Source organism: Mucilaginibacter sp. GW822-FHT03E02 (genome assembly GCF_058801545.1).
Window position 1 is genome coordinate 1,092,702 of sequence record NZ_JBXANJ010000002.1, and the last position, 24,788, is coordinate 1,117,489.

The following is a 24,788-nucleotide window of genomic DNA, read 5'->3' on the forward strand; positions in this document are numbered from 1 at the left end:
AAGGTTTCATATAAGTTATCAATAATGTAAAATAAGGTAACTTACTAAAAGTTAACGGATAGTTTAAAAGTCAATCAGCTGCTATGACATCTGCAATTTGATAGCTTCTAAGTAATTTAAGCCACTTTCTGCCGCCTTTTGATATAAAACCGGGAATCATGATAAGGCTAATGATATACTTTAAATATAATGTTTAATATTAAAAATACTTATTGTTTTTATTAAAAACAGTCGCCCGCTACAGGCTTCATTAAATTCAAAAAAATATATGTTCAATTTATCAATACGCCTTATATTTATCGTCAGTTAGCTTCAGGTTAAAGTGTTTGTTAATCAAGGGCTTTGAATTGGCATATTGTCAATACTTTCCCAAGTTGCATTTCTAAAATACCGTTCAAATTTGCGAAGATTTTAACCTTTGGGGCAACCAATTATTAACACCAACGTATACAAATTTTATTTATAAACCCGTTGCCCCGGGGTAGCTTTCGTAATTCAACACAGCACATTAATATCCGTTTATGTACAGGCAATGCCATAAGTTTAAACATATTGTCCGCACTTTACTAATAAGTTGCATTATAATACCGTTTAACGGCTATGCCCAAAACCAAAGTCTTAAATTTTTGCACGTGGGCACAGCCGAAGGATTATCCCAAATAAATGTTAACTGCATTTTTCAGGATAGCCGGGGCTTTATGTGGATAGCTACCCGAAACGGCCTTAACAAATATGATGGTTATCGTTTTACCACTTACAGATACGATGATAAGGACAGTACCTCACTAAGCAACAACACGGTAACTGATATTGCCGAAGACAATAACGGCAATATGTGGCTGGCAACACAAGGCGGCCTAAATATGTACCAGCGTTCAACCGGCCATTTCATTAGGCATCTGCATGACAATAGCAACCCCAAAAGCATCGCTGATAACATTATCAACCGTTTGCTTTTTGAAAACGGTAACCTTTGGATTTCCACCCAAAACAGCGGGCTCGACAGGTACAACTTAAAAAGCAATACTTTTCACCACTTTCAGCACAATGATAAAGATGCCGGCAGTTTAAGCGACAATAATGTGCGCACGGTTTACAAAGATCTGGGGCAACGCCTTTGGATAGGAACAGGTGGCGGTGGTTTAAACCTTTATAATCCTAAAACAAACAATTTCAGCCATTTTCCTTATTATGATCCTACAACAAAAACGGTGCAGGGTAAAATTATTCCTTGCATATTTGAAGATAAATTTAATCGGTTATGGATTGGAAGCCAGGGAGATGGTCTTTTTTTGTTTGATAGCACCAACAAAACTTTTAAGCGTTTTGAGCACGACAAAAACGGGGCAGGCAGCATTTCATCCAACACTATTTATGCTTTAAACAATGATGTAGATGGCAACTTATGGATAGGCACCGAAAACGGCGGCCTTTGTATATTAAACAATCAAACCGGTAAATTTACCGTTTATGAGCACGATGAAGTAGATAACAACAGTATCAATGGTAATTCGGTGTATGGCATTTGTCGCGACCGGAGTGGCAATATGTGGGTTGGTGCTTTTGGTGGAGGCATCAACCTGTCAAAAAAAACGGCATCGAGTTTTACCTTATACCGGCATAACAGTCACCCCGAAAGCCTTTCCAATAACTACGTACTTGACCTGGCTGAGGATAAAGACCATAAAATTTGGATTGGCACTGATGGCGGTGGCTTAAACAAGTTTGATCCGGTAACTAAAACGTTTAAGAACTATAAACAAACGCCCGATGGAAAAAACAGCATAACCGGTAATTATGTACTGACAGTAAAGCCCGATGCTAATGGCAAACTTTGGATAGGTACCTGGGGCGATGGGCTAAGCGTATTTGATCCTAAAACAAATATTTTTACCAATTACAAGCACGATGCCAGCAAACTACAAGGGATTGGCGGCAACAATATTTATTACATTTTACATGCCCGTAACCGGAAGACATGGCTGGCTACCTTTAACGATGGATTAGACTGCTATGATCACGACACCAAAGTATTTACCCATTATCATTTTGACGTAAACAACTCAAAAGGTATTAGCAGCCCAAGGCCTTATGTAATATTTGAAGACAAAAAAGGCAACATTTGGATAGGCACGTCGGACGGAGGGTTAAACCTTTTCAACAGCAAGACAAACACTTTCACACGCTTTGTTCATGACGAAAAAACAAACAGCATAAGTAACAATGGCGTAACCGATATTTTTGAAGACAGCAGAGACCGGCTTTGGCTGGCTACACTATCGGGCTTCAACCTTTTTGATCCATCAAGCAAACACTTTACTACATTTACAAAAAAAGACGGCCTACCCAGCGATATCATTTATGCCATAAGGGCCGATGATGCCGGCAAACTCTGGATAAGCAGCAACGGTGGGTTATCCAAATTTGATCCTGAAAACAAAACCTTTTATAACTACACCACAGAAGATGGCCTGCAAGGCGACGAATACAAGCCTCATTCTGCCTTAAAAACAACTGATAAAACTATTTATTTTGGTGGTATTAATGGCTTTAACTGTTTTTCGCCTGATAAAGTGCTGAAAAAAGCCGGCTTTGCGCCCCTGGTTATCACATCTTTTCTATTATTTAATAAACCACTTACCATCGCGGTGAACGCCCTGGACCCGTCGCCGTTAAAAAATGATATTACCGATACCCGCAACCTCACATTATCGTATAAACAATCGGTGTTCTCCTTTGAATTTGCGGCTCTTGACTACGCATCAACTGACAGAAAGCAGTATGCTTACTATTTAGACGGTTTTGATAAGGAATGGAATTATATTGGTAGCCATAACACAGCATTATATACCAACCTTGCGCCGGGCACTTACCATGTGCGGTTAAAATACCGCAATAGCCAAGGATTGTGGTCGCCGGTAACAACTCCGCTTCAGATAACTATTATTCCACCATTCTGGCTTACGTGGTGGTTTGATACCCTTGGTGTTTTAGCTTTTGCCGGCTTAATTTATGGCTTTTTCAAATACCGGATGCGCGCTGTAAGGCAACAAAAAGAACAGCTTGAAATACAGGTAAAAGAACGCACAGAAAGCATCACACAGCTTACTATTGAAGAAAGGCAATCCCGCGAAGCGGCCGAAAAAGCACGCGAGGAGGCTGAAAATGCCAATAAAGCCAAAAGCATATTTTTAGCCACCATGAGCCACGAAATTCGCACACCAATGAATGGTGTGATAGGAATGGCTACCTTATTGGCTAATACCGACCTTACCGCCGAACAGGCCGAATACACAGAAACGATTAAACACTCGGGCGATGCCCTGTTGACAGTGATTAACGATATCCTCGATTTTTCCAAGATTGAATCGGGCAACATGGAACTGGAAGAGCATGACTTTAACATCAGGGATTGTGTAGAAAGTGTCCTCGATCTTTTTGCTGATAAAGCATCAAAATTAAACATCGACCTTATTTACCAGATAGAGCCTGGTGTACCAGAGCATATCATCGCCGATTCGATGCGCCTGAGGCAGGTACTGATAAACCTGGTAGGCAACGCGATTAAGTTTACCACCGAAGGCGAAATATTCATTGATGTAGACAGACTTTCGGGAAATGATAACGATTTTACCTTGTCATTCACCGTGCGCGACACGGGTATCGGGATACCCGAAGATAAATTATCCCGCCTTTTTAAGGCCTTTTCACAGGTAGATTCAAGCACAACACGCAAATATGGCGGTACGGGCCTCGGCTTGGTCATCAGCGAAAAACTGATTCATTTGATGGGCGGCCAAATTAAAGTAAGTAGCCAGGTTGCACATGGCACCACATTTAGTTTCAACATAAAAACCAGGGTTGGCATAAAAACCAATTCCAGCAATTTTAACCTGGATACAGCAGGCCTCGAAAACAAACAGGTGCTGGTAGTTGATGATAATGCCACCAATCGCAATATAATGGAGACCCAGTTAAAGCACTGGAAATTTGTTCCCTTGATAGCCAAATCCGGCGACGAGGCTTTAGCCATTTTAACTGCCGGCAACCATATTGACCTGGTAATTACCGATATGTATATGCCGCAGATGGACGGCGCCCAACTGGCATATAAAATAAAAGCTACGCATCCTACCCTGCCCCTGATTTTACTAAGTTCTGTTGATAGGCAAACCAAACGCGAATTTGACCAGTTTAACGTAATATTAACCAAACCGGCCAAGCACAATATATTGCTTAAACACATTATAGATCAGTTAAAGAGTGATAAAACTGTAACAACCGATCAAAAAACTGTAAAAGACGCGCTATCAAAAGACCTGGCTATCAAATATCCTTTGACTATTTTAATAGCCGAAGACAATTTGATAAACCAAAAGGTAGCCAGGCAGATACTCAATAAAATGGGTTATCAGCCCGATATTGCTATAAACGGCCGGGAAGCCATTGATGCAGTGGCAGCAAAGCAGTATGATGTTATCCTGATGGATATCCAGATGCCCGAAATGGACGGACTGGAAGCAACCCGTTACATCAGGAAAAACGTAGCCATTCAGCCAATAATTATCGCCATGACAGCCAATGCAATGGTAGAAGACAAGGAAGCCTGCCTGCAAGCCGGCATGGACGATTACCTGAGCAAGCCCATGAAGCTTACCGAGATTATTGGTATGCTGGAGAAATATGGAAAACAGGTGAATGTATGAGTGTGACTAAACAAAATCAGTTTTATCATTACCCTAACATTACCTTTCTGTTAAATAACTCCCCTAATCAATCCAACTAAATATTCCTTAATAATTTCGGGCAAAAATAGCCATGAAATTTATACAGCGCCCATTGATAGTTATTGCATTTATACTAACATGCCTGTATGCCAGCGCGCAAACCCAAAACGTAAAATTCAATGGTGGCAAGCGGGTGATTATTATTATGTTTGATGGCTTTGGGATGAGTTATTTCAACAACGCCCCCATGCCTTATTTAAAAAGCATGATTCAAAAAGGCTTTTTTAAACCGGTAAACGCCTTGATGCCTACGGTTACCAACGCCAACAACACATCGATATGCACCAGCACTTTTCCGGATGTTAACGGCATAAGCGGCAACTTTTTTTTGAACGACAAAGGCCAGGAGGAATTTATGGAAGATAAACACCTGGTACTTGCCCTTACTATTTTTCAAAAACTTAAAAAATACAACGTTAAATCGGCACTGATATCAAGCAAAAAGAAAAGCACCACCCTGCTTTCCGAGGGTGCCGATATCGTGGTATCGCCCGAAACTGCCGATACTTCATGGATAAATAAAATTGGCAAACCCGACAGTATTTATAGCGCCGGGGTAAATTACTGGTCGATGAAAGCGGCCATCTACCTGTTAAAAAAACGCAAGGATATTGGCTGCATTTACATTCACACCACCGATTATCCCATGCACACCTGGGCACCAACGGACAGCAATTCTATCAAACACCTGCAAAATATAGATAACTATATCCGCCAGATTAATGAGGCCGCACCGGATGCCACCATCCTGATCACGGCCGATCATGATGTAAACCATAAAAGTCGATGTATCGATATTCAAAAAGCGCTGCTTGAACAGCACGTCGGCATAAAATTAGCGCTAAGCCCCGAAAAGGATAAGTACTTTAAACATCATCGTGGCTTTGGCGGGGCATCATACGTTTACCTAAACAATGCTAACGATTTACAAACGGTAAAAACGACGCTAAATCAATTAAAAGGAATACAACAGGTACTAACCCGTACCGAAGCTGCCCAAAAATTTCATCTGCCCCCTAATCGTATTGGCGACCTTATAGTTTTAGGTGATTCCACTACCGTTTTTGGCGACCTGGAAAACCATGCTACTGAGGATTTGCCGGCAACATACCGCAGCCATGGATCGGTTTATGAGATCAACGTACCACTTATTATCCTCAATGCTAAGAAGCTCCCGCCCTCATCATTCTTTAACTATAATAAAGACCTGGCTGCCTGGTTGATGGATAAAAAGTACTGGTAATCAAATTATAGGATAATAAAAAAAAGTTTTAACTTTTGTCCCATATTGAGTTACAGCATCGTCGTAGCTTAAAATTCAATAAATCAACATAAAACAACCATTATGGCCTTACCCAATATTTTTTCGCAGCCTGTTGCTGATGGTATTATCCAAAGGATTAATACCCTTACGCCAACCACCACTCCGCAATGGGGTAAAATGAAAGTATCGCAAATGCTTGCACATTGCTGTGTGTCGTACGAAATGGTTTACGAGCAGGAAAAACACCCAAAACCAAATGGTTTTATGAAGCTGATCCTAAAGCTACTGGTAAAAAACAAAGTAGTAAGCGAAATACCCTACAAGCATAACGGCCCTACCGCCCCGGCCTTCATCATCACTACCGAAAGGGATTTTGAGACCGAAAAAGCAAGGCTGATTGGCTACATCCAAAAAACACAGCAACTTGGCGAAAAGGAGTTCGACGGAAAAATGTCACATTCATTTGGGCCGCTAAAGGTTGAGGAATGGAATAATATGTTTTATAAACATGTAAACCATCACTTAACCCAGTTTGGGAGTTAAATAAAAAACTGATGAAGCACCAATGTTTAACCCTATCCGAAGAAACAGAAATATAGGTACCAAAAAACAAGGGCACGGTAGCAACAATAAATTAAAAATCCCCTATCCATGCTCAGTATCAAAAAGTTTTTTTGAACGGCTGGATACCTATACCAAAGTGACCAGGTTAATAAATGGGCACGAATTTATTTTTGTGGTTGAGGCAACAAGAGAACCCTGCAGACACGCTTGTTCTATAATCGACATAGAAAAAATCATTGAGCATATTCCTGTTTTTGATTATGGGAAATTAAAGCTGATCATATTCAGGCAGCCCAAAAGAAAAGAGGAAATAATTTCGCCGGTATGGGGCAGGCTAATTTACTCGTATGAGTTTGAGGGCGACTATCATCCTGCTATCATAATTGAAGCTGCTAATTGCGGAAAAAAAATCACCTGGAGTAAGAGTTTAATCCCAGATGATAGGCAGGAGCTTGATCGCCTGAAAGCTGATGGCCACCTGTTTTTAGAAGGTAAAACAAACTACACAGTTATGTTAGATATAGTTAATGTCAGAAACACCCAATTATACCGTACCCTGCCACATGAATTTGGACATTATGTACACTATTTAGAAATAGTTGAGCGCCCCGGAAAGGATGAAGAAGATTACGAAGTATGGAGCAAACGCGATGACCTGTATCACAAAATTCCGAAAAAGCAGAAAGAAAGCTACGCGCACAAGTATGCCGATAAACTTTTAAAAAAGCTTACAGCCGAAAAAATAATACCATTTGATCAGCTACCCGATCATCTATCCCCTCAAACCCCGCCCCTTTATTAAAAAGGGACGAGATTATATTCAACCTGGTGGGCTTCCCAAAGCGCGGGTACTTCCAGCTTATCAATCAATCTGTTCAGTACGGCATCTGGCACGGCGGCCTCGCGGCTTTTGTTTTGGCGGTGCAGGTGGGTATAGGGCACCTCTACATAAACTATCTTTACCCTGGCTTTATAGGTGGTAAACAAATCAACCAGTTGCTGCCGCATCTGGCGGGTAGTGTTGGTGGCGTTCCATATAAAACCGGTTTGCTTACGCAGGTAAACCCTGGCCAGCTCCTTAGCCTCCTGTACTACCTGGCCATTACCCGACTTATCCGTTGGCGAAATTCCCCGCGCGGTCCTGATATCATCTAAACACACCACCGGCATATCCGGATAATGCTTTTGGATAAACGTGTTTTTACCGGCACCCGGCAAGCCACTCATCAGTATTACTTCAAAGGCGGCCCGCTCAAAGGGCACATAATCTGCGTAGGCATCGTCATGCTGCAGGTAGTACATCATGGCATCGTCATTGACAAAATTGCGTGCAGTTCCCCAGCAGCTCTGCTCGCGGCAAAAGGCTTCAAAACAGTCTACTTTAAAAAGCATTTCCTCCTGGTCGGCACAGGCACGCCCTAAAACGTCGGCACGGGCCAGCAAAGTCAGCCATTGGGTATTAACTTCCATGCTCGCCATAATCAGTGCTTTTGCCGGATCAGGTTTTTCAAATACCCAAAGCGGCAGGCCATGGTAGCGCACCAAACCCACCACCTGCTCCCTAATGGCAAACGGGGCAGGCACATCCCTGTACAAAATTTGCCTGGCCGTCATGGCGCCTTTACGCGCATGGCCGTTTGATGTAATGCGCCCATCTGGCTCAACCACCGTGGTACTGTATTTTTCAACATCGTGCAGCAGTGCGGCGGCCCATAGTATCTCCTGCTCCTGTGCCGGCAGTTGCCGGTAAGCCGGTTGCCCCACCAAAGCCGCCAGCACCATTTGGGTATGGATAGCTACGTTACCTTCCGCATGGTAAATGGGGTCTTGCTGCACCCCTTCCATCCTGCTTACCCATTCAAAACGGGTTGCCAGGCTATCCCAGTCTTTATGTTCATTAATGGCCCACATAGGTCCCTCCTTCATTTTTTAAGCGGGCGCGTTTCCAGCTGCGCGTCCAGTGTTCGTCAGTTTTTACGTGCCCTTTGCGTACGTATTTAAATACATTATGGGCAAAATCATCAACCGAATAACCGTTGCCGTTACGGGTAACAATACCCTCGATGGTTGTTGGCTCGCCGGTAATAATATCGTGCGGATCCAGCGCACCCCTTCCCGCGGTTAAAGCCAGTACATCTTTTTCAAAAACCTGCTGGCTTGCCGGTGTTGCTATAACGGCAAGCTCGGGCACGGTTGGCAAACCTATCATTGCGGCATAAAACCGGGTTTCGTCCCAGCTTAACCAGCGGTCATGCTCGCGGATGCCGAATACATAAAAATGGCTGTCCAGGTTATGGTATTCGATGGAGTGTACGGCGTAAAGGTTCTCCAAAAAAATCTCCAGGTCGCCCAGGTCATTTTTAACCAGTTGCCAAAAGCGGCGAATGCTCTCTGTCCAGGGCGAAACCGTTGGCGCTGCGTGCGAACGGGCAAAAACACCATGTTTCGATAGGCAATTATTTTCGCCATCCAGTTTTTCGGTATGTATCAACTGGGGAATCTGCTGCAGATGCGCCCAGTAGTCGTGTTGTATCCTGTCGTCGCTGGTAGTACCGGGCGAAAACGGGTAATGATACGTACGACCATATTTTTGTGAAATAGCCATGTTGTAAAATTTAAGAAATGGAAATAGTAAACCTGTTTCCTCCCCGTGGATATTGGGGAAGATCATTAAACATTTTTTATGCTAATGAGATTACATGGCTCAAAGTGTTGACAGAATGATTTTATCTGCGGCAAATGTAGAAAGATATTTTGAATTAAGGGCAGGCAAAAACTTTGTATATTTCTGCCAAATTCTTTTATCATGGATGAAGATCATAGCCAACACGATGCCGAAGCCAAAGCAGTCATCATTAACGATGTTGAAAAATATGGATGCCATTTGGCGCTGATAGAGCCGGATAACTACCTACCTGGTTTTGTTTACACTATTGGTTTATTTAAAAACTACGGGCATCCTGAAATTATGTGTTTCGGGTTGAATACCAACGTTATGGCCAGTATTTTAAATCATGTTCGGGATATAGCAAAAGATGGCGGTACCATCGTTCCTAACATATTATATCCCGGCTATTTACAGGGTTACCAGGTTCAGTTTATTAAAGTTGATAAGGCCTTTTATCCTAATTACCTCGGCTATGCAAGTTGGTTTTACGGCTATAGCCATGATTACCCCGTTTTGCAATTAGTTTGGCCCGATAAACAGCAGTTATTCCCGTGGGATGAAGCTTTCAATCCGGCGTGGAGATTCAAACAGCCACTTTTAGACAGGGATACTGGTTTTAAATTTTATGAGGAAAAAAACCTGGGCGTATATACCACAAAACAGGCATTTGAAGGAGAGCCCATATTGTATGTTTATCATAACGAAGACGGCGACTGGCAGTTTCATACCAGCGATCACCCTGATATAACTGATTCACTGCTGGTTTGCCTTGAAGAGATTACCAAACTTGATCCCAGTATTAACGAAATATATCACCTGCAATATGGTTGGAGCGCATGGAGAAGCAGCGTTGATGAGGATTGGCAGTATGCCGAAAGTGAAGATGAACAACATGAGAACTGACAAGCTGTAGAAAAATAATCGACGGGTACTTTCCTTTCATTAATCATACATTTTTTTTTATCCGCCATAGGGGTAAACACTCATCTTGTTGTCTGCAAAACAGATTATTGTTTAAAGTAGTACTTTTAACCCTATCAGTTGGATACAGAACAAACGCATATACCTTATAATCTGCATTTAAATGCAGATGGAGAAGACTTTGACCGTATTTACCTGGAGCATTATGCCGCGCTGCACCACTACGCGTTCACCATGCTTGATGACACGGCATTAGCCGATGAAATGATCCAGGATGTATTTTTAAAGATACTGGAACGGCAGGAGCCAATCGCTATCCATACTTCGCTTAAAGCTTATTTGTACCGTTCGGTATATAACGAGTGTATGAATTATTTTAAGCACCACAAGGTACAGCAAAAATACCAGTCGCACACTTATTATGAGATGGATAAACATACCGAAAGCCCGCTGAACCAGCTGCAGTTCCGTGAGTTTGAGCAGCAGCTAAAAAGGGCGATTAATGATTTACCTGAGCAATGCCGCACTATTTTTCAGTTGAGCAGGTTTGAAGACTTGAAATATGCCCAAATAGCATCGCAGCTGGGCATCAGCATAAAAACAGTAGATAACCAGATGGGCAAAGCGCTAAAACGGTTAAGGTTACAACTGGCAGATTACCTGCCGCTGATGATATGGATATTAATTAAAATACTGTCATGAAAACACCGATACAAGTGAATGACGAATTACTGATAAGCTACCTGCTGGATGAGGTAACCACCGAACAGGCCCGGCTGGTAACGGAATGGCGCGCCGCCGATACCGCCAACGAGCGCCGGCTTGAGCAATTCAGGCTGATATGGGATAGCAGCAAAAACTTTAGGGCAGATACAGGTATAGATGCGCAGGCATCCTTGGAAAAAGTAAAACAAAGGGCGGCAGAACAAAAAAAACGACAAAAAGTGGTAAACATGCGGGCCGACTACCGCTGGCTTAAAATGGCCGCCGCTATACTGTTTTTTGCAGGATGCGCATGGTTATATTTTAACCGGTTTGCAAACCCGCAGATGCAATTTGAAACGCGCACGGCGGTTAAAACCGATACCTTGCCCGATGGCTCCATCATCACCTTAAATAAATATGCGTTACTGAGCCACCCCAAAAAGTTTAGCGGCAAGCAACGCGATGTTGAGTTAATTAAAGGCGAGGCATTTTTTAAAGTAGCGCCCGATAAAGCCAAACCTTTTATTATTACAGCCGGTAAAGCCACGATCAGGGTGGTGGGTACATCATTTAATGTGAATTTTAAAAATGGCAATATTGAAGTGATTGTTGAAACCGGGATAGTGCAGGTGAGCCTGAATGGCAAAACGGTGTCACTTAAACCAGGCGAAATGGTATCGGTACAAAAAGGCAGCGCTATTTTACTAAAACAAAGCAACAATGATAATCTGTATAATTATTACTATAGCAGGGAGTTTGTAGCCAACAATGTGCCGCTATCTAAACTGGTTAAAGTGTTAAACGAAGCTTATGACAGCCACATTGTAATAGGCCGTAAAGATTTAAACGACAAAAGAATAGTTGCTGTTTTAAAAACCAATCTTTCGCTGAATGAAGTACTGAATTTGATAAGCTTAACCTTAAAAATTGAGGTTGAGAAAAAACAAAATCAGATCGTACTTAAATAAACTTTTGTTTTTTAATGATCATTACCCGCCTGCAAACTATAAATACCCGCAAACTGATAATTATTTCGGCGCTACTAATACTGCCCTTCCTTTTTAATAATGCACACGCCCAAAGCCTGCTTAACCGGCAGGTATCTGTCAGTTTTAACCAGGCGCCCCTGGGCGAGGTATTAAAGCAAATAGAAAAAAAAGGGAATTGCTATTTTTCATATGACGCTAAATTATTGCCGCAGGATAGCCTGGTTACCATTAACGCGACCGATCAAAAAATCGCGGTGATACTTGGCTTACTTTTTAAGGATAAATACCAGGTAGCCGAATACAATGATTATATCATTTTAACCAAACCTGTACCCCGACTTGCACTCGCTAATATCGATATAACCAATGATTATAACTCTTATAGCATCAGTGGCTTAGTTGTTAACGAACACACCGGCGAACGGCTAATGAATGCATCGGTTTACCTAAAGCAACTGCTGATTTCGGCACTCACAGATGAACATGGTTATTTCCGGCTCAAGTTCAGGGCCGATAACCCACAGCAAATCAGTCTTACAGCCAGTAAACTTGATTATAGAGACACCTCCATTAATTTTTTGCAAAGCGTATCCATAAGCACTCGGGCGCTAAAAGAAAACTACGACAAAGCCGGCAAACGCCGGCAGGTTGAAAAAACTGGTATGGGGCGCTTTTTAATCTCGGCAAGGCAGCGCATCCAAAGCTTAAACATCCCTGATTTTTTTGCTACCCGGCCCTTCCAGGTATCCCTTACACCCGGCTTAAGCTCGCATGGCATGTTTAGTTCGCAGGTAGTTAATAATTTTTCGATAAACCTTATTGGCGGTTATACGGCAGGTGTAAACGGTATTGAAGTAGCCGGTTTATTCAATATCAATAAAATGAACTCGCGGTACCTGCAATTGGCAGGGGTGTTTAACCTGGTAGGCGGCACGGTAACCGGTTTACAGTTTGCCGGCATCAATAACCAGGCTTTGGACACGGTAAAAGGCGCGCAGCTGGCGTTTTTTGTTAATAAAGCCGAAAGCGATGTTGCGGGTGTACAGTTCTCGCTATTTAACAATAGCGCCCGTAAACTAAAGGGACTGCAAATTGGGCTGGTTAACACTGCCGATACCTCGCAAGGGGCAAGCATCGGCCTGGTTAACATTATAGGCAACGGCTTTTATAAAATAGGCTTATCAACAAGCGACCTGATGAACACCAATGCGTCATTAACAACCGGCACGCATAGCTTTTACAGCAAATTCTCATTAGGAGCAAATATATCACCAGGCAATAAGCTTTATGCTTTTGGCCTGGGTATCGGGCACGATTTTATGTTAAGCAATAACGTATTTGTAGCTGCCGAAACCCATTATCTTATTGCCAACGCAGGCAGCTGGGACGATAGGCTGATACAGGCTAAACTGCTGTTAAATGTGCAGCTATCCAAACACATCAGCATCATGGCCGGTCCGGTTTTTAACAGCTATAATTATAGTAATTCATTTTCAATACCGGGATATAAAAATCCGGCACAAGCGCCCTCCTATCCAGGCAACGTGTATGGCCACCAGGTACGGAGCTGGCTGGGCTGGGAAGCCGGGCTGGCATTTAATTCGGTTTTTAAACCCGCCAAAAAAGTATTTGACGATTCCAATGCCTGGTATTTGGGGGCAGCGGCAACAACCGGTGTAGGCTGGGATTATCCTTACGGAGGCTTTGTTCACGGTACCGAACTGATAGCAATGCGCGATCTGGGCAATCACCTTACCGGTACACTATCTGCCGGGTATACCTATTTTACGGTCCATAACGATTATTATTACGAAACAGTTGATGCTACCCACCAGGTTAAATTACCAGGTAGTTCATCGCCGCGGCAATTTATACCGGCAAAAGTTGGGGTACGCTTAAAAACCGGTGGCCCATTTTATATAGGCTGCGAGTTGGGCGAAGCTTTTGGCTTATTTGAAACCTATCATGACCCCAATATTTTTATACCCGGCCGTAATTGGGTTGATGGCCCCTACCGAAGTTCAATGTATGGTGTTTCTGCCGGTTTTAGTTTTAAAAACGGCCTGGAAACCGGGGTTAAGTTTGATGATTACGGCTATATTTTTAAACAATTTGCCTTGCGCCTGGGCTATCGCATTAAGCTAAGCAAATAAAGTTAGTACTATCATAGGGGTAAACCTGCCCATTGTTGTCACATCCGCAAAAACAGACAATAATGCAACGAATTTGCGAAACCACCATTGTTTTACTGCTGCTATTTTTAATTGCCGGTGTACTCATCATTGTATATAGCCTGCTTATGTGGTATGTATTTCCGAGAGTGCTGGGCCTGGCTTTGCTTTTTGCGCTGGCACTGCTCAGAGGCTTAGTTATTAAAGCTAAACAGCTTCAAACGTCTGCCCCTTTAACTGATAACGATGCCCGTTTGCTTAAGTTAATATTGTTAAGTATCTGTAGTATTTTCCTGGTGATCATATACACATCATACCTGCTTAAAAACCAGCAGGTAGCCGCCTGGGCAGCTTTCGCGCTTGGCTTGCTAACCCTCAAAAAAGCATTAAAATATCTGCCTGCTTATTAACCGCTTTTCCCTTTTATCTATAAATAATTAACACATGAAACACCTATTTTCATTCCTAACCATTTTTTTATTTTTATCCGGCATAACCCAGGCTCAAACCGAAAACAACTGGCGCATAGGTTTTGGTATAAACTCAGGCATTGCCACCGGCGATGCATTTAAATATGCCCTTGGCGGCGATATTCGTGTACAAAAGAATTTTAACGAACGCCTTTCCGGAACAATAACCACTGGATTTACTCATTTTTTCGAAAAAGATCACTTTGCATCTTATAATCAATACGGCAGCCCATACAATGTTATCCCTGTAAAATTGGGGCTTAAGTATTTTGTGGGTGATAACCTTTACCTGGGCGGCGAGGCTGGCGCAGGCTTTGCCTTTGAACAGTGGGGTACCTCGTTCCTCTGGTCGCCGTCCGTTGGATTGGCCTTTAAAAACGGGATGGATATCAGCATAAAATATCAAGACTATACCCGGGACAGGGCAACTAAAGATATCGCCCTTCGCCTGGCTTATGGCTTTGGCACCCGCAAAATTGCGCCGCATAAACGGCATATTGAACCAGCTACCAGCCTTCAATGGAGCCTAAGCCTGAGCCAGGGCTTAACCACCAGCGCGTTTGAAGGGCATGTATTTGGCGTAGAAGGTAACGTAAGCAAAGCCATAAGCAGTAACGTTGAAGCTACTTTTTCTGTTGGATACGCGCATGCCTCTCACAAACAACAATATTTTAGCACGGTTAGCTCATTATACCCATCAATAGGCCATATTTATGAAACCCAAAGTAACATAATACCTGTAAAAGCCGGCCTGCGTGTATATTTAGGCGATATGTTTTACCTGGGCGGCGAGGCAGGTGTGGCGTTTACAACGGGCAGTGTTACCTCCTTTGTGTACACCCCATCAATGGGTTTTAAATTCAGAAACGGTATTGATGTAGGTGTTAAGTATGATAACTACAGTAATTACAATATTGATAATGTGCTGGCTGTAAAAGTGGGCTATCATTTTAAATAAAAACGCCATCGCTTAAGTATACCAAAGGCAGATAAAAATCACCTGCCCTTTTTTATTATGTATTAACTTTGGTTTTACAGGCAACCTCTTAACCAACATGTTCGTTTTCATATAAAGGCCCTGAAATAACACGGGGCTATGGATAACAGAAAAAACTACACTATGAAAAAGATCACGTATTCGTTAATCATCCTGCTGGTCATCAACCTTTCGGCATTTGCCCTATCGCTTGTTACTTATAAAGTTAAAAGCCCTTATGAAGTTAGCTTTGCAGGTGGCCGTATCAGCGGCAAATTTGAAACGCTGAAAGCCAATATCCAATTTGATAAAGCCGATCCCGGTCAATCAAAAATTTCGGCATCTATTGATGTGGAAAGCATTGCTACCGGTTTCTTTATCAAAAACAACCACGCCAAAGATGCCCTGGATGCTGACAATCATCCCACCATCACGTTTACATCAACGGCGGTTAGCAAAAGTGGTAACGCGTACCAGGCTGTAGGTAACCTGAATATGAAGGGCGTTACCAAACCTGTTACCATCCATTTTACTTTTGATGAAAAAGGCAATGAGGGTTTATTTAAAGGCAGCTTTAAAGTAAAGCCAAAGGATTTTAATATCACCCGCAACGGATCGCCGGATGAACTAACCATTAGTTTAACAGTGCCTGTTACTAAGGGCTAAATAGCGAGTACACAGCAAAAGCGCCACGTTATATTCAGTTATAGCATGGCGCTTTTTGTTTTGCACCGGCTACATTTGTTGCAGAGTTGAATAAGGAATAAACTTTTATATTTGACTATGCCAAACAATAAGCCGCCTATTCCAGGGAGATACATCGATCCTTTAGTTGACTTTGCCTTTAAAAAAATCTTCGGCAGTGAGCCTAATAAAGATTTGCTGATCGCTTTTTTAAATGAAGTATTCAGGGGTAGGAAGCATATTGTTGATTTAGTGTACAATAAAAATGAGCACCACGGCGATTTAAAGGACGAAGGCGCAGCCATATTCGACCTGCTTTGTACCGGCGACAGGGGTGAACAATTTCTGATTGAGATTCAGCGGGCAAAACAAGGATATTTTAAAGAACGCGCGCTGTTTTATACCAGTAGGCTAATAAGCAATCAGGCACCCAAGGGTAAGCGTAACGCATGGGGCTACAACATTGCCGAGGTATATTTTATCGCCCTGCTGGAAGATTTCACTTTAGATGACACGCCAGAAGATAGATACCTGCACGATATTTGCCTTTGTAACAGGGATACCGGCGAAATATTTTACGATAAACTGGGGTATACTTATATAGAATTAAGTAAATTTGTTAAAACGGGTAATGAGTTAGATACTGATTTGGACAGATGGCTTTATGTGTTAAAGAATATGAGCCAACTAGATAAAATACCGGTATACCTACGTAAACCGATATTTGAAAAACTATTCAATATTGCAGCATATATTAACCTTACTAAGGAGGAAAAAACAATGTACGATAGCAGCTTAAAATACAAATGGGATAATAAAAATGTGATGGACTATGCTGTATCGACCGCTGAGGCCAGAGGCGAGGCGAAAGGTATGGAAAAGGGTATGGAGAAAGGTGAATATAAAAAATCCTTAGATATTGCCCGTGAAATGAAAAAAGACGGCCTGCCACTTGCCCAAATCTCAAAATTCACTAAACTTTCTATCGAAGAAATAGAAAAGCTATAGTCGAACACCGCCTTTTAAGATGAGCAGCAAACGACTACGGAACTCATGTTTTAAGGTTCATTTTCTGAAGAACCTCAGGAATGTACCGGCTCCCGGTGTACCTGCGTAAACCCATATTTGAAAAACTATTCAATATTGCAGCATATATTAACCTTACTAAGGAGGAAAAAACAATGTACGATAGCAGTTTAAAATACAAATGGGATAATAAAAATGTGATGGATTATGCAGTTTCAACTGCAAAAGCAGAGGGTATTGAAAAGGGCGAACATAATAAGGCCCTGGCCATTGCCCGTGAAATGAAAAAAGACGGTCTGCCACTTGCCCAAATTTCAAAATTCACCAAGCTTTCCGTTGAAGAAATAGGGCAACTTTAAATATCCACTTAAAAAAGGGGAGCGACAAAATCATCGCTCCCCTTTTAGTTTAGCTTTCTGCTTTAAGCCTTAAGCTTTTAGCTTACAATCCAAAGCCATAAGCTAAACGCAAAGCCACCAGGCCTGTGTGATAATCCTTCATGTAAAAATCCTCATACCGCGCACTCAGGTCCCAGTGTTTGTTTGCGTACCCTATTCGTCCGGCAAGGTCGCGCCTGTGAAATGGCGCCCATCCCTGTCCATCTTCTAATTTTTCCCATGCTAAGCCGCCTTCAACGCCAATGTAAACGTTGGGTATAAAAAATTGTTTAACGCCTATTTTAATCGGAATTTCGCCATAGCTGCCATATCTTTCGCCGGTAGTGGGGTTCTTCTTCGGAAAAAAGTGGTATCCGCCCGCAGCAAATGTTACCGCAAAATTATTGGTAATACCGTATTGAAACTGCCCGGTTGCACCAAGTACAAAGTTTGTACCCAAGCGGGCAACACCTGTGGGTAAACCTGTTTCGGCACCCAGGCTAAATGTAAATTGTTTAGCTGCAACTGTTTGTGCCTGCGCGTTTGTTGTAAAAAATATAGCTGAGGCAACAATTGAAACGGCTATTAATTTTGATAGAACTTTCATCTGACGTGGTTTTAGTAAATAATCATTTACATGTATTACTGCCACTTTTACAAATTCGTTGCCTGAGCCCGTTATTTTTTCTTTATGCAACCTAATCCGTATCAAGCAAAAAGCCTTTTTACTAAGCCTTACACCCATTACAAGCAAGCGGAAGCATGAATAATTCATGAAGTAAATAAGAAAATATATTAACCGTCAATAACAATATATCCACTATTGCCGTATAAAAACCCAGTATCAAACCCTTGTCGCGTTAAAAAACTATCATCATAATAAGGTAACATTTATGCAACATTGGACAGGTACATTTGGGGAAACAAAAAAATTATCGATGCGAACAGCAATTTTTTGCCCTAAGCACCTTAAGTTATTGTTCCTGAGCCTGCTGATATTTATCGGCCATAACGCCTACCCCCAAATCCCCACCATCTCCAACGGCTTTGCCCACAATGATTACTGGCATAAACGACCTTTGTATGATGCTTTGGACAACGGCTTTACAAACATTGAAGCCGACGTATATTTAAGGAACAACAAACTTATTGTAGCACACATCTTCCCTTTTTTAAAAAAACAAAGAACCCTGGAGCGCCTGTACCTGGCCCCCCTGCTGGAATGCATCAATGGCACCAATAAAGAGATCAAATGCCCTACGTATCCGCTAACGCTGATGATTGACATAAAATCAGATGGCGCCAAAACTTACGAAGCATTACAGCTGTTACTTGAAAAGTATAAGCCTATCCTTTCGGGCTACGAAAACGGTATTTACACCCAGCGGCAAGTAACCGTTGTAATTACCGGCCACCGCCCGTACGGCTTGATTAAAGCTCAAAACAGCAGGCTGGCTTTTATTGATGAAGACCTGATGCGGGTAAGGCAGGATACTGTTTCAAGAAATTTATATCAAACTGCAAGCTGCAAATACTCTCATCTATTAAAATGGGATGGCAAAGGCGATTTCTCGCCCTTTGAAAGGCAGCGCCTGCGTATGTATGTGTTGCTGGCCCACAAGTTTGGCAAAAAGGTAAGGCTTTGGGCCTCGCCCGAAAACGAAGTGGTATGGCGCGAATTACTGAACTGCGGAGTAGACCTGATTAATACCGATAGACTGGTTGAACTTAAAAACTTTTTGCAGGCAGGCCCCAAAAGCTATGCAAAAGTTGATTGAGAAGACGAATCAAGAGCCAGGATAAACTTCAATAATCTTAACCGCTTTCGATTTACAAATCTTTTCTTCATAAAAACAACTACAAATCAACTTATTAACATTTTTTCTTGATTCTTGAATATTCGTCAGCATTGTTAATAAATTCCTCTCCTAAAAACCACCTCTTAATAATTTCATAACGCTGGCTTCGCTTTATCTAAAAGTAGTGCGGTTACTTTTAACAAATTATAAAGCCAGGCATCAGCAATGCTTTATAGTTAAATAACAAGTAAAGCATTCAACCCTTGAATTTAAATTACACACTTTAATTGAAAGTAAAGGAATGAAGAAAATATTATTCATTACTGGTTCAATTAACCAAACAACCCAGATGCACCAGATTGCAAATGAGTTGCCCGAATTTGATTGCTGGTTTAGTCAGCTATTTACAGATAACACACTCTTAAACTACCTGCTTGCCAAAACCCCCATTTTTAACGGCACGGTGTTATCGCGCAAATTCAGGCTAAAATCTGAAAGGTATTTATATCAAAACTCCTTACAGGTTGATTTTATGGCCCAAAAAAAACAGTACGACCTGGTAGTGTATTGCACCGATATGATTGTGCCCAGGCGCATGCGTAAATTTAAAACCATATGGGTGCAGGAGGGTATGATAGACCGCTATACCACCTGGAGCAAAATTGTACGTACCCTGCGGCTACCATCAACCATGTGCGGTAATACATCGCTAAACGGGGCATCCAATATATGCGATGTTTATTGCGCAGCATCTGAAGGCTATAAGCAGCAGTTTGCCAACAAAGGCACCGATATTAACAAGATAGTTGTAACCGGTATGCCCAACTATGACAACCAGCAGCAGCATTTAAATAATGATTTCCCGCACAGCGATTATGTGATGGTGGCTACATCCGATATGCGCGAAACCTTCCGGATAGAGAACAGGGTAGCATTTATCAAAAACGCCGTTAAAATAGCGGCAGGCAGGCCGCTGCTTTTCAAACTTCATCCTAACGAGAATTTTGCCAGGGCCGAAAGTGAGATCCGTAAACATGCGCCGGCAGACGCCATGATTTATAAAGAGGGTAATACCGCCCATATGATAGCCAATTGCTGCGAATTGATAACACAGTACTCAACGGTAGTATATACAGGTATAGCGCTGGGCAAAAAGGTACACTCCTGGTTTGATATTAACGAACTGCAGGAGCTTGCGCCGTTGCAAAACGAAGGAACATCGGCCGAAACCATTGCCGCGCTTTGCCGCGAATACTTAAACCACAAAGGGAATAAAAAAAGTTTCGATCCGCAGCTGGCCATTTATAAACACCTGGTTAGCAGGCAGCAGCCGGAGTTAACCAACCAACTGATAGCAAACTGGTAATAAATATAAATATACCATGACAGAAAAAATTGTAATCATAGTACAAGCCCGCATGGCATCAAGCCGTTTGCCGGGCAAAGTAATGCTGCCCATATTGGGCAAAAGCCTTTTGGCCCGCATGATTGAGCGGCTGCAAATGATGCAGCATAAAGCCGATATCATCATCGCTACATCCGAGAATGAGGAGGACGATATCATCGTGAGGGAAGCTTTGGAAATGAATATACCCAGCTATCGTGGTAGCCTTGGCAATTTACTGGATAGGCACTATCAGGCCGCACGCCGGTTTAAAGCCGACATTGTTTTGAAGATTCCATCTGACTGCCCGCTGATAGACCCACGTATTATAGACCAGGTGCTTGAATATTTTTTTGCCAACCGTGGCAAATACGATTATATAAGCAACCTGCATCCGGCCACCTGGCCCGATGGTAACGATGTAGAGGTAATGACCATGGCCTGCCTTAAACAAGCCTGGGAAAACGCCGGCCGCCCCCTTGAACTGGAACATACCACGCCATACATCTGGGAAAACCCGCTCATTTTCAGCATCGGCAATGTAAGCTGGAAAACGGGATTGGATTATTCCATGACACACAGGTTTACCATTGATTACCCTGAAGATTATTACTTTATTGAAAAAGTATACAGCGAGCTATATCCTATATGCCACCAGTTCTCCTGCCAGGATATTCTTAACCTGCTTAGCCGTAAGCCCGAAATAATGCAAATCAATACGCAGTACGCGGGCGTAAACTGGTACCGCCATCACCTTGATGAGCTGCAAACCATTTTGCCCGATCAAACCAAAAAAGCACCGAAGGAAAACTCACAACAATTTGAACAAAGTGAAGCATAACACACCAAACATAAACGAGCAGGAGTTAACGGCGATTGCCTTAAACGTGCGCGAACACATTGTACGCATGTCGACAGATGGCGGGTGCTTTACAGGAGCATCGCTGTCGGCCGTTGATTTGATAGTTTACTTATATAGCCGGTTTTTAAATATCAACAAGGATAATCTTAACCATCCCGACAGGGATTACCTGTTCCTTTCAAAAGGGCATGATGTGCCTGCCTTATATGGCACCTTTGCCGAGTTGGGCTTGTTGGATAAAGAACGGCTTAAAAATCACCTATCCCTTAACGATCATATTTACTGGCACCCCAATACCCATATCCCGGGTATCGAGTTTCATTCCGGCTCGTTGGGCCATTTGCCTTCGGTAGCTATAGGCGTTGCGCTCGATCTTAAAATAAGCGGAGGCAATAACAAGGTAGTATGCATTTTAGGCGATGGCGAACTAAACGAAGGCACCTGCTGGGAAGCCGTATTGGTAGCCAATGCCTACAAACTGGATAATTTGATATTCGTGGTCGACCGTAATCAATTCCAGGCCAATGTACGCACCGAAGACCTGATTCCGCTTGAACCACTTGCTGATAAATTCAGGGCGTTTGGCGCTGCCGTAAAACGTATAGACGGGCATAACTTTATTGATTTGCACCACGCTTTCAGCGCCTACCCTTTTGAAGAAGGAAAACTAAACGTAGTGATTGCAGATACCGTGCGCGGCAAAGGATTGCCCAGCATTGAAGAGCGCGCCGACCGCTGGTTTTGCAATTTTAATGCAGATGAAATTGCCCAGCTGTTATTGGAGCTCCACGGCGATCAAAACACCTTATTAACATCAGAAACTTTAGTAGTGAGATAAATATGACCTACGAAGAATTATTAACAGAAACAGCCCTTGCCAACGAGCAGATCATTGTGATGACTGCCGAAAACCGCGCGTTGGTGCGCAACCTGCCCGGCATATTGGACAAGCGTTTTATTGATACGGGCATTACCGAGCAAACCATGATAGGCGCCGCTGCGGGTTTGGCTTTGCGTGGCCGTATCCCGGTAGTGCATGCGCTTGCCGCGTTTTTAACCATGCGCGCCTTTGAATTTGTACGTACCGATCTGGGGATCCCTAACCTGCCGGTTAAGCTGAGTGGTTTTATTCCCGGCCTTTTATCAGATGGCAACGGCCCTACCCACCAGGCTATTGAGGATATATCAATTATGCGCGGCATTCCCAACGTAACCGTATTTGCCCCGGCCGATGAGGATGACCTGGTAAAAATGCTGCCGCAGATCTGGAGCGGCGCATACCCTACTTATACCCGAATTAACACCCGTAAAACCTCATACAATCACGCGCCCTTTGTTTTAGGCAAGGCTGAAGTAATAGCCCAGGGCAGCGACGTAACCATATTAACCTACGGCTTATTGTTTGAGCAGGCGCTTATTGCGGTTGACATGTTGCGCAGCGAAGGCCTTTCTGTAGGCCTGGTGAATATGCGTAGCCTTAAACCTGTTGATGAGCAAGCAATACTGCAAGCATGCGCCCAAAGCAGCCTGGTAGTTACGCTGGAAGATCATTTTGTAACCGGCGGCTTGTACAGCATTGTGGCCGAGGTATTGTTAAAACACCAAACCACCGCAAAAGTACTGCCCATAGCCCTGAACAATAAATGGTTCAGGCCGGCATTGCTGCCTGATGTTTTGCAGCACGAAGGCTTTACAGGCAAGCAAATTGCCGAGCAGATTTTGGGCTACCAAACTGCCCACCACCAACCAGAGATTTTAACACCTGAATTTTCAGAATAAAAAAACAGCATTATGGCTAATAAAATAGCGCCCGACAATAATTTCCCTGATATCAGCCAGTCTGATAGCCTATACCAGCGAGCTTTAAAAGTACAAAAACCCGTTACACAAACCCTGGCCAAAGGTCCCGGCCAGTTTACCAATGGCGTGGCCCCTAAGTACATCGTAAAAGGCAAAGGATCGCACGTTTGGGATGCAGATGGTAACGAGTATATCGATCTTAATTCGGCCATAGGCCCTATCTCATTGGGCTACGCTTACCCTGCTGTTGACGAAGCTATCCGCAGGCAACTGGAAGATGGCATCACCTTTTCGTTGATGCACCCCCTGGAGGTTGAATTGAGCGAGTTGGTACAGCAGGTTGTGCCTAACGCCGAAGCGGTTAAAATAAGCAAAACCGGTGCTGATGTGTGTTCGGCAGCTGTACGCGTAGCCCGTGCTTTTACAGGCCGCGATAAAATATTTTGCTGTGGCTACCACGGCTGGCACGATTGGTATATAGGCATTACCAGTCGCAACGCGGGCGTACCCGATGCCATACAGGATTTAACATACACTTTTGAATATAACGACATTGAATCGGTAAAAGCCGCCCTGGATGAAACCGTGGCCGCCGTAATATTGGAGCCCTTTATTTTTGAAGCCCCCAAACCCGGCTACCTGCAGCGGCTCGCCGAGGTATGCAAAGCAAATGGCACCCTGCTGATATTTGACGAAATGTGGACCGGTTTCCGGGTGGCTGTTGGCGGCGCACAGGAATATTTTGGCGTTAAAGCCGACCTTGCCGTGTTTTCAAAAGCCTGTGCAAACGGAATGCCCATAGCCTTATTAACCGGCCGAGCCGATGTAATGGAACTATTTAATTCCGAAGTATTTAGCTACACCACCTTTGGCGGCGAGGCACTATCATTAGCAGCTTGTATCGCAACCATTAACGAGCTGCGTAATAAAAATGTGCCGCTGTATTTAGATACACACGGCGCGCTATTAAAAGACGGATACAACCTTGTTGCAATTGAAACCGGCATGGATAAATACACCCGTTGCGTAGGTTTTAACTGCCGCAGTATGGTAACTTTTACTCCCGAAGCAGGCAACGCCTTAGAGGTTAAAACCCTGATGCAACAGGAGATGATAAAACGCGGTGTACTTTGGGCTGGCTTCCATAATATGTGTTACAGCCATACTACCGAAGATATCGACTACATTTTGTTAGCATACCGCGATGTATTGCCCCTGGTAAAAGATGCAATTGAAAGTGGCAATATCAAAAATTACTTAAAAGGCGAAGTACTGGAGGCTGTTTTCCGTAAGGTGAGCAACTATAACATTAAACCTAAAAGCGTTATTGCCGGGTGATTA

Annotated in this window: 21 protein-coding genes and 1 pseudogene; 19 read left to right on the forward strand and 3 right to left on the reverse strand. The window is 43.1% G+C overall.

Annotation, left to right across the window (positions count from 1 at the left end):
• Window positions 1-632: 632 nt before the first annotated feature.
• The 4 genes from AC1RM2_RS31305 (at window position 633) to AC1RM2_RS31320 (ending at window position 7,417) form a co-directional block, all read left to right on the forward strand.
• Entirely contained in the window at window positions 633-4,706 is a 4,074-nt protein-coding gene (locus tag AC1RM2_RS31305) for a hybrid sensor histidine kinase/response regulator (RefSeq protein WP_492989055.1), read from the forward strand.
• Window positions 4,707-4,818: 112 nt separating this feature from the next.
• The gene (locus tag AC1RM2_RS31310; RefSeq protein WP_492989056.1) at window positions 4,819-6,030 is read left to right on the forward strand and encodes an alkaline phosphatase family protein; all 1,212 of its coding nucleotides are present in this window, start codon (window positions 4,819-4,821) and stop codon (window positions 6,028-6,030) included.
• 102 nt (window positions 6,031-6,132) lie between these two features.
• The gene (locus AC1RM2_RS31315) at window positions 6,133-6,594 is read left to right on the forward strand and encodes a DUF1569 domain-containing protein (RefSeq protein ID WP_492989057.1); all 462 of its coding nucleotides are present in this window, start codon (window positions 6,133-6,135) and stop codon (window positions 6,592-6,594) included.
• A 22-nt stretch (window positions 6,595-6,616) separates the two neighbouring features.
• Window positions 6,617-7,417 carry a hypothetical protein gene (locus AC1RM2_RS31320; RefSeq protein ID WP_492989058.1) on the forward strand — a complete coding sequence of 267 codons (801 nt, stop codon included), beginning with the start codon at window positions 6,617-6,619 and terminating at the stop codon, window positions 7,415-7,417.
• Here AC1RM2_RS31320 and AC1RM2_RS31325 read toward each other — a convergent pair.
• Both AC1RM2_RS31325 and AC1RM2_RS31330 read right to left on the reverse strand, forming a co-directional pair.
• Complete coding sequence (locus AC1RM2_RS31325; RefSeq protein ID WP_492989059.1) at window positions 7,414-8,541, reverse strand: AAA family ATPase; 1,128 nt, start codon at window positions 8,539-8,541, stop codon at window positions 7,414-7,416. The genes AC1RM2_RS31320 and AC1RM2_RS31325 overlap by 4 nt on opposite strands.
• Window positions 8,513-9,220: an RNA ligase family protein gene (locus AC1RM2_RS31330; protein ID WP_492989060.1), complete on the reverse strand. Its 708-nt coding sequence runs from the start codon at window positions 9,218-9,220 to the stop codon at window positions 8,513-8,515. Before AC1RM2_RS31330 ends, AC1RM2_RS31325 begins: the two co-directional genes overlap by 29 nt.
• 201 nt (window positions 9,221-9,421) lie before the next feature.
• On the opposite strand from AC1RM2_RS31330, the gene AC1RM2_RS31335 reads away from it, so the two are divergent.
• The 9 genes and pseudogenes from AC1RM2_RS31335 to AC1RM2_RS31375 form a co-directional block, all read left to right on the forward strand.
• The gene (locus tag AC1RM2_RS31335) at window positions 9,422-10,186 is read left to right on the forward strand and encodes a DUF4262 domain-containing protein (protein ID WP_492989061.1); all 765 of its coding nucleotides are present in this window, start codon (window positions 9,422-9,424) and stop codon (window positions 10,184-10,186) included.
• 138 nt (window positions 10,187-10,324) lie between these two features.
• Entirely contained in the window at window positions 10,325-10,906 is a 582-nt protein-coding gene (locus AC1RM2_RS31340) for an RNA polymerase sigma-70 factor (protein WP_492989062.1), read from the forward strand.
• Window positions 10,903-11,877 carry a FecR domain-containing protein gene (locus AC1RM2_RS31345; protein WP_492989063.1) on the forward strand — a complete coding sequence of 325 codons (975 nt, stop codon included), beginning with the start codon at window positions 10,903-10,905 and terminating at the stop codon, window positions 11,875-11,877. Before AC1RM2_RS31340 ends, AC1RM2_RS31345 begins: the two co-directional genes overlap by 4 nt.
• A gap of 14 nt (window positions 11,878-11,891) precedes the next feature.
• Entirely contained in the window at window positions 11,892-14,051 is a 2,160-nt protein-coding gene (locus tag AC1RM2_RS31350) for an LA_2272 family surface repeat-containing protein (RefSeq protein ID WP_492989064.1), read from the forward strand.
• Window positions 14,052-14,113: 62 nt separating this feature from the next.
• Window positions 14,114-14,479 (forward strand): hypothetical protein, encoded by a 366-nt coding sequence (locus tag AC1RM2_RS31355; RefSeq protein WP_492989065.1) that lies wholly within the window; start codon window positions 14,114-14,116, stop codon window positions 14,477-14,479.
• A 34-nt stretch (window positions 14,480-14,513) separates the two neighbouring features.
• Window positions 14,514-15,497, forward strand: a complete 984-nt coding sequence (locus tag AC1RM2_RS31360; RefSeq protein ID WP_492989066.1) for a hypothetical protein — start codon at window positions 14,514-14,516, stop codon at window positions 15,495-15,497.
• A gap of 162 nt (window positions 15,498-15,659) precedes the next feature.
• Entirely contained in the window at window positions 15,660-16,181 is a 522-nt protein-coding gene (locus AC1RM2_RS31365) for a YceI family protein (protein WP_492989067.1), read from the forward strand.
• Window positions 16,182-16,298: 117 nt separating this feature from the next.
• Complete coding sequence (locus tag AC1RM2_RS31370) at window positions 16,299-17,207, forward strand: Rpn family recombination-promoting nuclease/putative transposase (protein WP_492989068.1); 909 nt, start codon at window positions 16,299-16,301, stop codon at window positions 17,205-17,207.
• A 74-nt stretch (window positions 17,208-17,281) separates the two neighbouring features.
• Window positions 17,282-17,584 (forward strand): annotated as a pseudogene (locus AC1RM2_RS31375) (PD-(D/E)XK nuclease family transposase); the annotation flags it as partial.
• Between the two features lie 82 nt (window positions 17,585-17,666).
• Here AC1RM2_RS31375 and AC1RM2_RS31380 read toward each other — a convergent pair.
• The gene (locus AC1RM2_RS31380) at window positions 17,667-18,209 is read right to left on the reverse strand and encodes a hypothetical protein (protein ID WP_492989069.1); all 543 of its coding nucleotides are present in this window, start codon (window positions 18,207-18,209) and stop codon (window positions 17,667-17,669) included.
• A 331-nt stretch (window positions 18,210-18,540) separates the two neighbouring features.
• Between AC1RM2_RS31380 and AC1RM2_RS31385 the strand changes: the two genes are divergently transcribed.
• The 6 genes from AC1RM2_RS31385 (at window position 18,541) to AC1RM2_RS31410 (ending at window position 24,785) form a co-directional block, all read left to right on the forward strand.
• On the forward strand, window positions 18,541-19,380 hold the full coding sequence (locus AC1RM2_RS31385) for a phosphatidylinositol-specific phospholipase C/glycerophosphodiester phosphodiesterase family protein (RefSeq protein ID WP_492989070.1): 840 nt from the start codon (window positions 18,541-18,543) through the stop codon (window positions 19,378-19,380).
• A 322-nt stretch (window positions 19,381-19,702) separates the two neighbouring features.
• The gene (locus AC1RM2_RS31390; protein ID WP_492989071.1) at window positions 19,703-20,767 is read left to right on the forward strand and encodes a hypothetical protein; all 1,065 of its coding nucleotides are present in this window, start codon (window positions 19,703-19,705) and stop codon (window positions 20,765-20,767) included.
• A 16-nt stretch (window positions 20,768-20,783) separates the two neighbouring features.
• Window positions 20,784-21,626, forward strand: coding sequence for a cytidylyltransferase domain-containing protein (locus tag AC1RM2_RS31395; RefSeq protein WP_492989072.1), 843 nt, complete (start codon window positions 20,784-20,786; stop codon window positions 21,624-21,626).
• Complete coding sequence (locus tag AC1RM2_RS31400) at window positions 21,616-22,485, forward strand: transketolase (protein ID WP_492989073.1); 870 nt, start codon at window positions 21,616-21,618, stop codon at window positions 22,483-22,485. The genes AC1RM2_RS31395 and AC1RM2_RS31400 overlap by 11 nt, the downstream gene beginning before the upstream one ends.
• Window positions 22,486-22,487: 2 nt before the next feature.
• Complete coding sequence (locus AC1RM2_RS31405) at window positions 22,488-23,426, forward strand: transketolase family protein (RefSeq protein WP_492989074.1); 939 nt, start codon at window positions 22,488-22,490, stop codon at window positions 23,424-23,426.
• A 12-nt stretch (window positions 23,427-23,438) separates the two neighbouring features.
• On the forward strand, window positions 23,439-24,785 hold the full coding sequence (locus AC1RM2_RS31410; protein ID WP_492989075.1) for an aminotransferase class III-fold pyridoxal phosphate-dependent enzyme: 1,347 nt from the start codon (window positions 23,439-23,441) through the stop codon (window positions 24,783-24,785).
• Window positions 24,786-24,788: the final 3 nt, after the last annotated feature.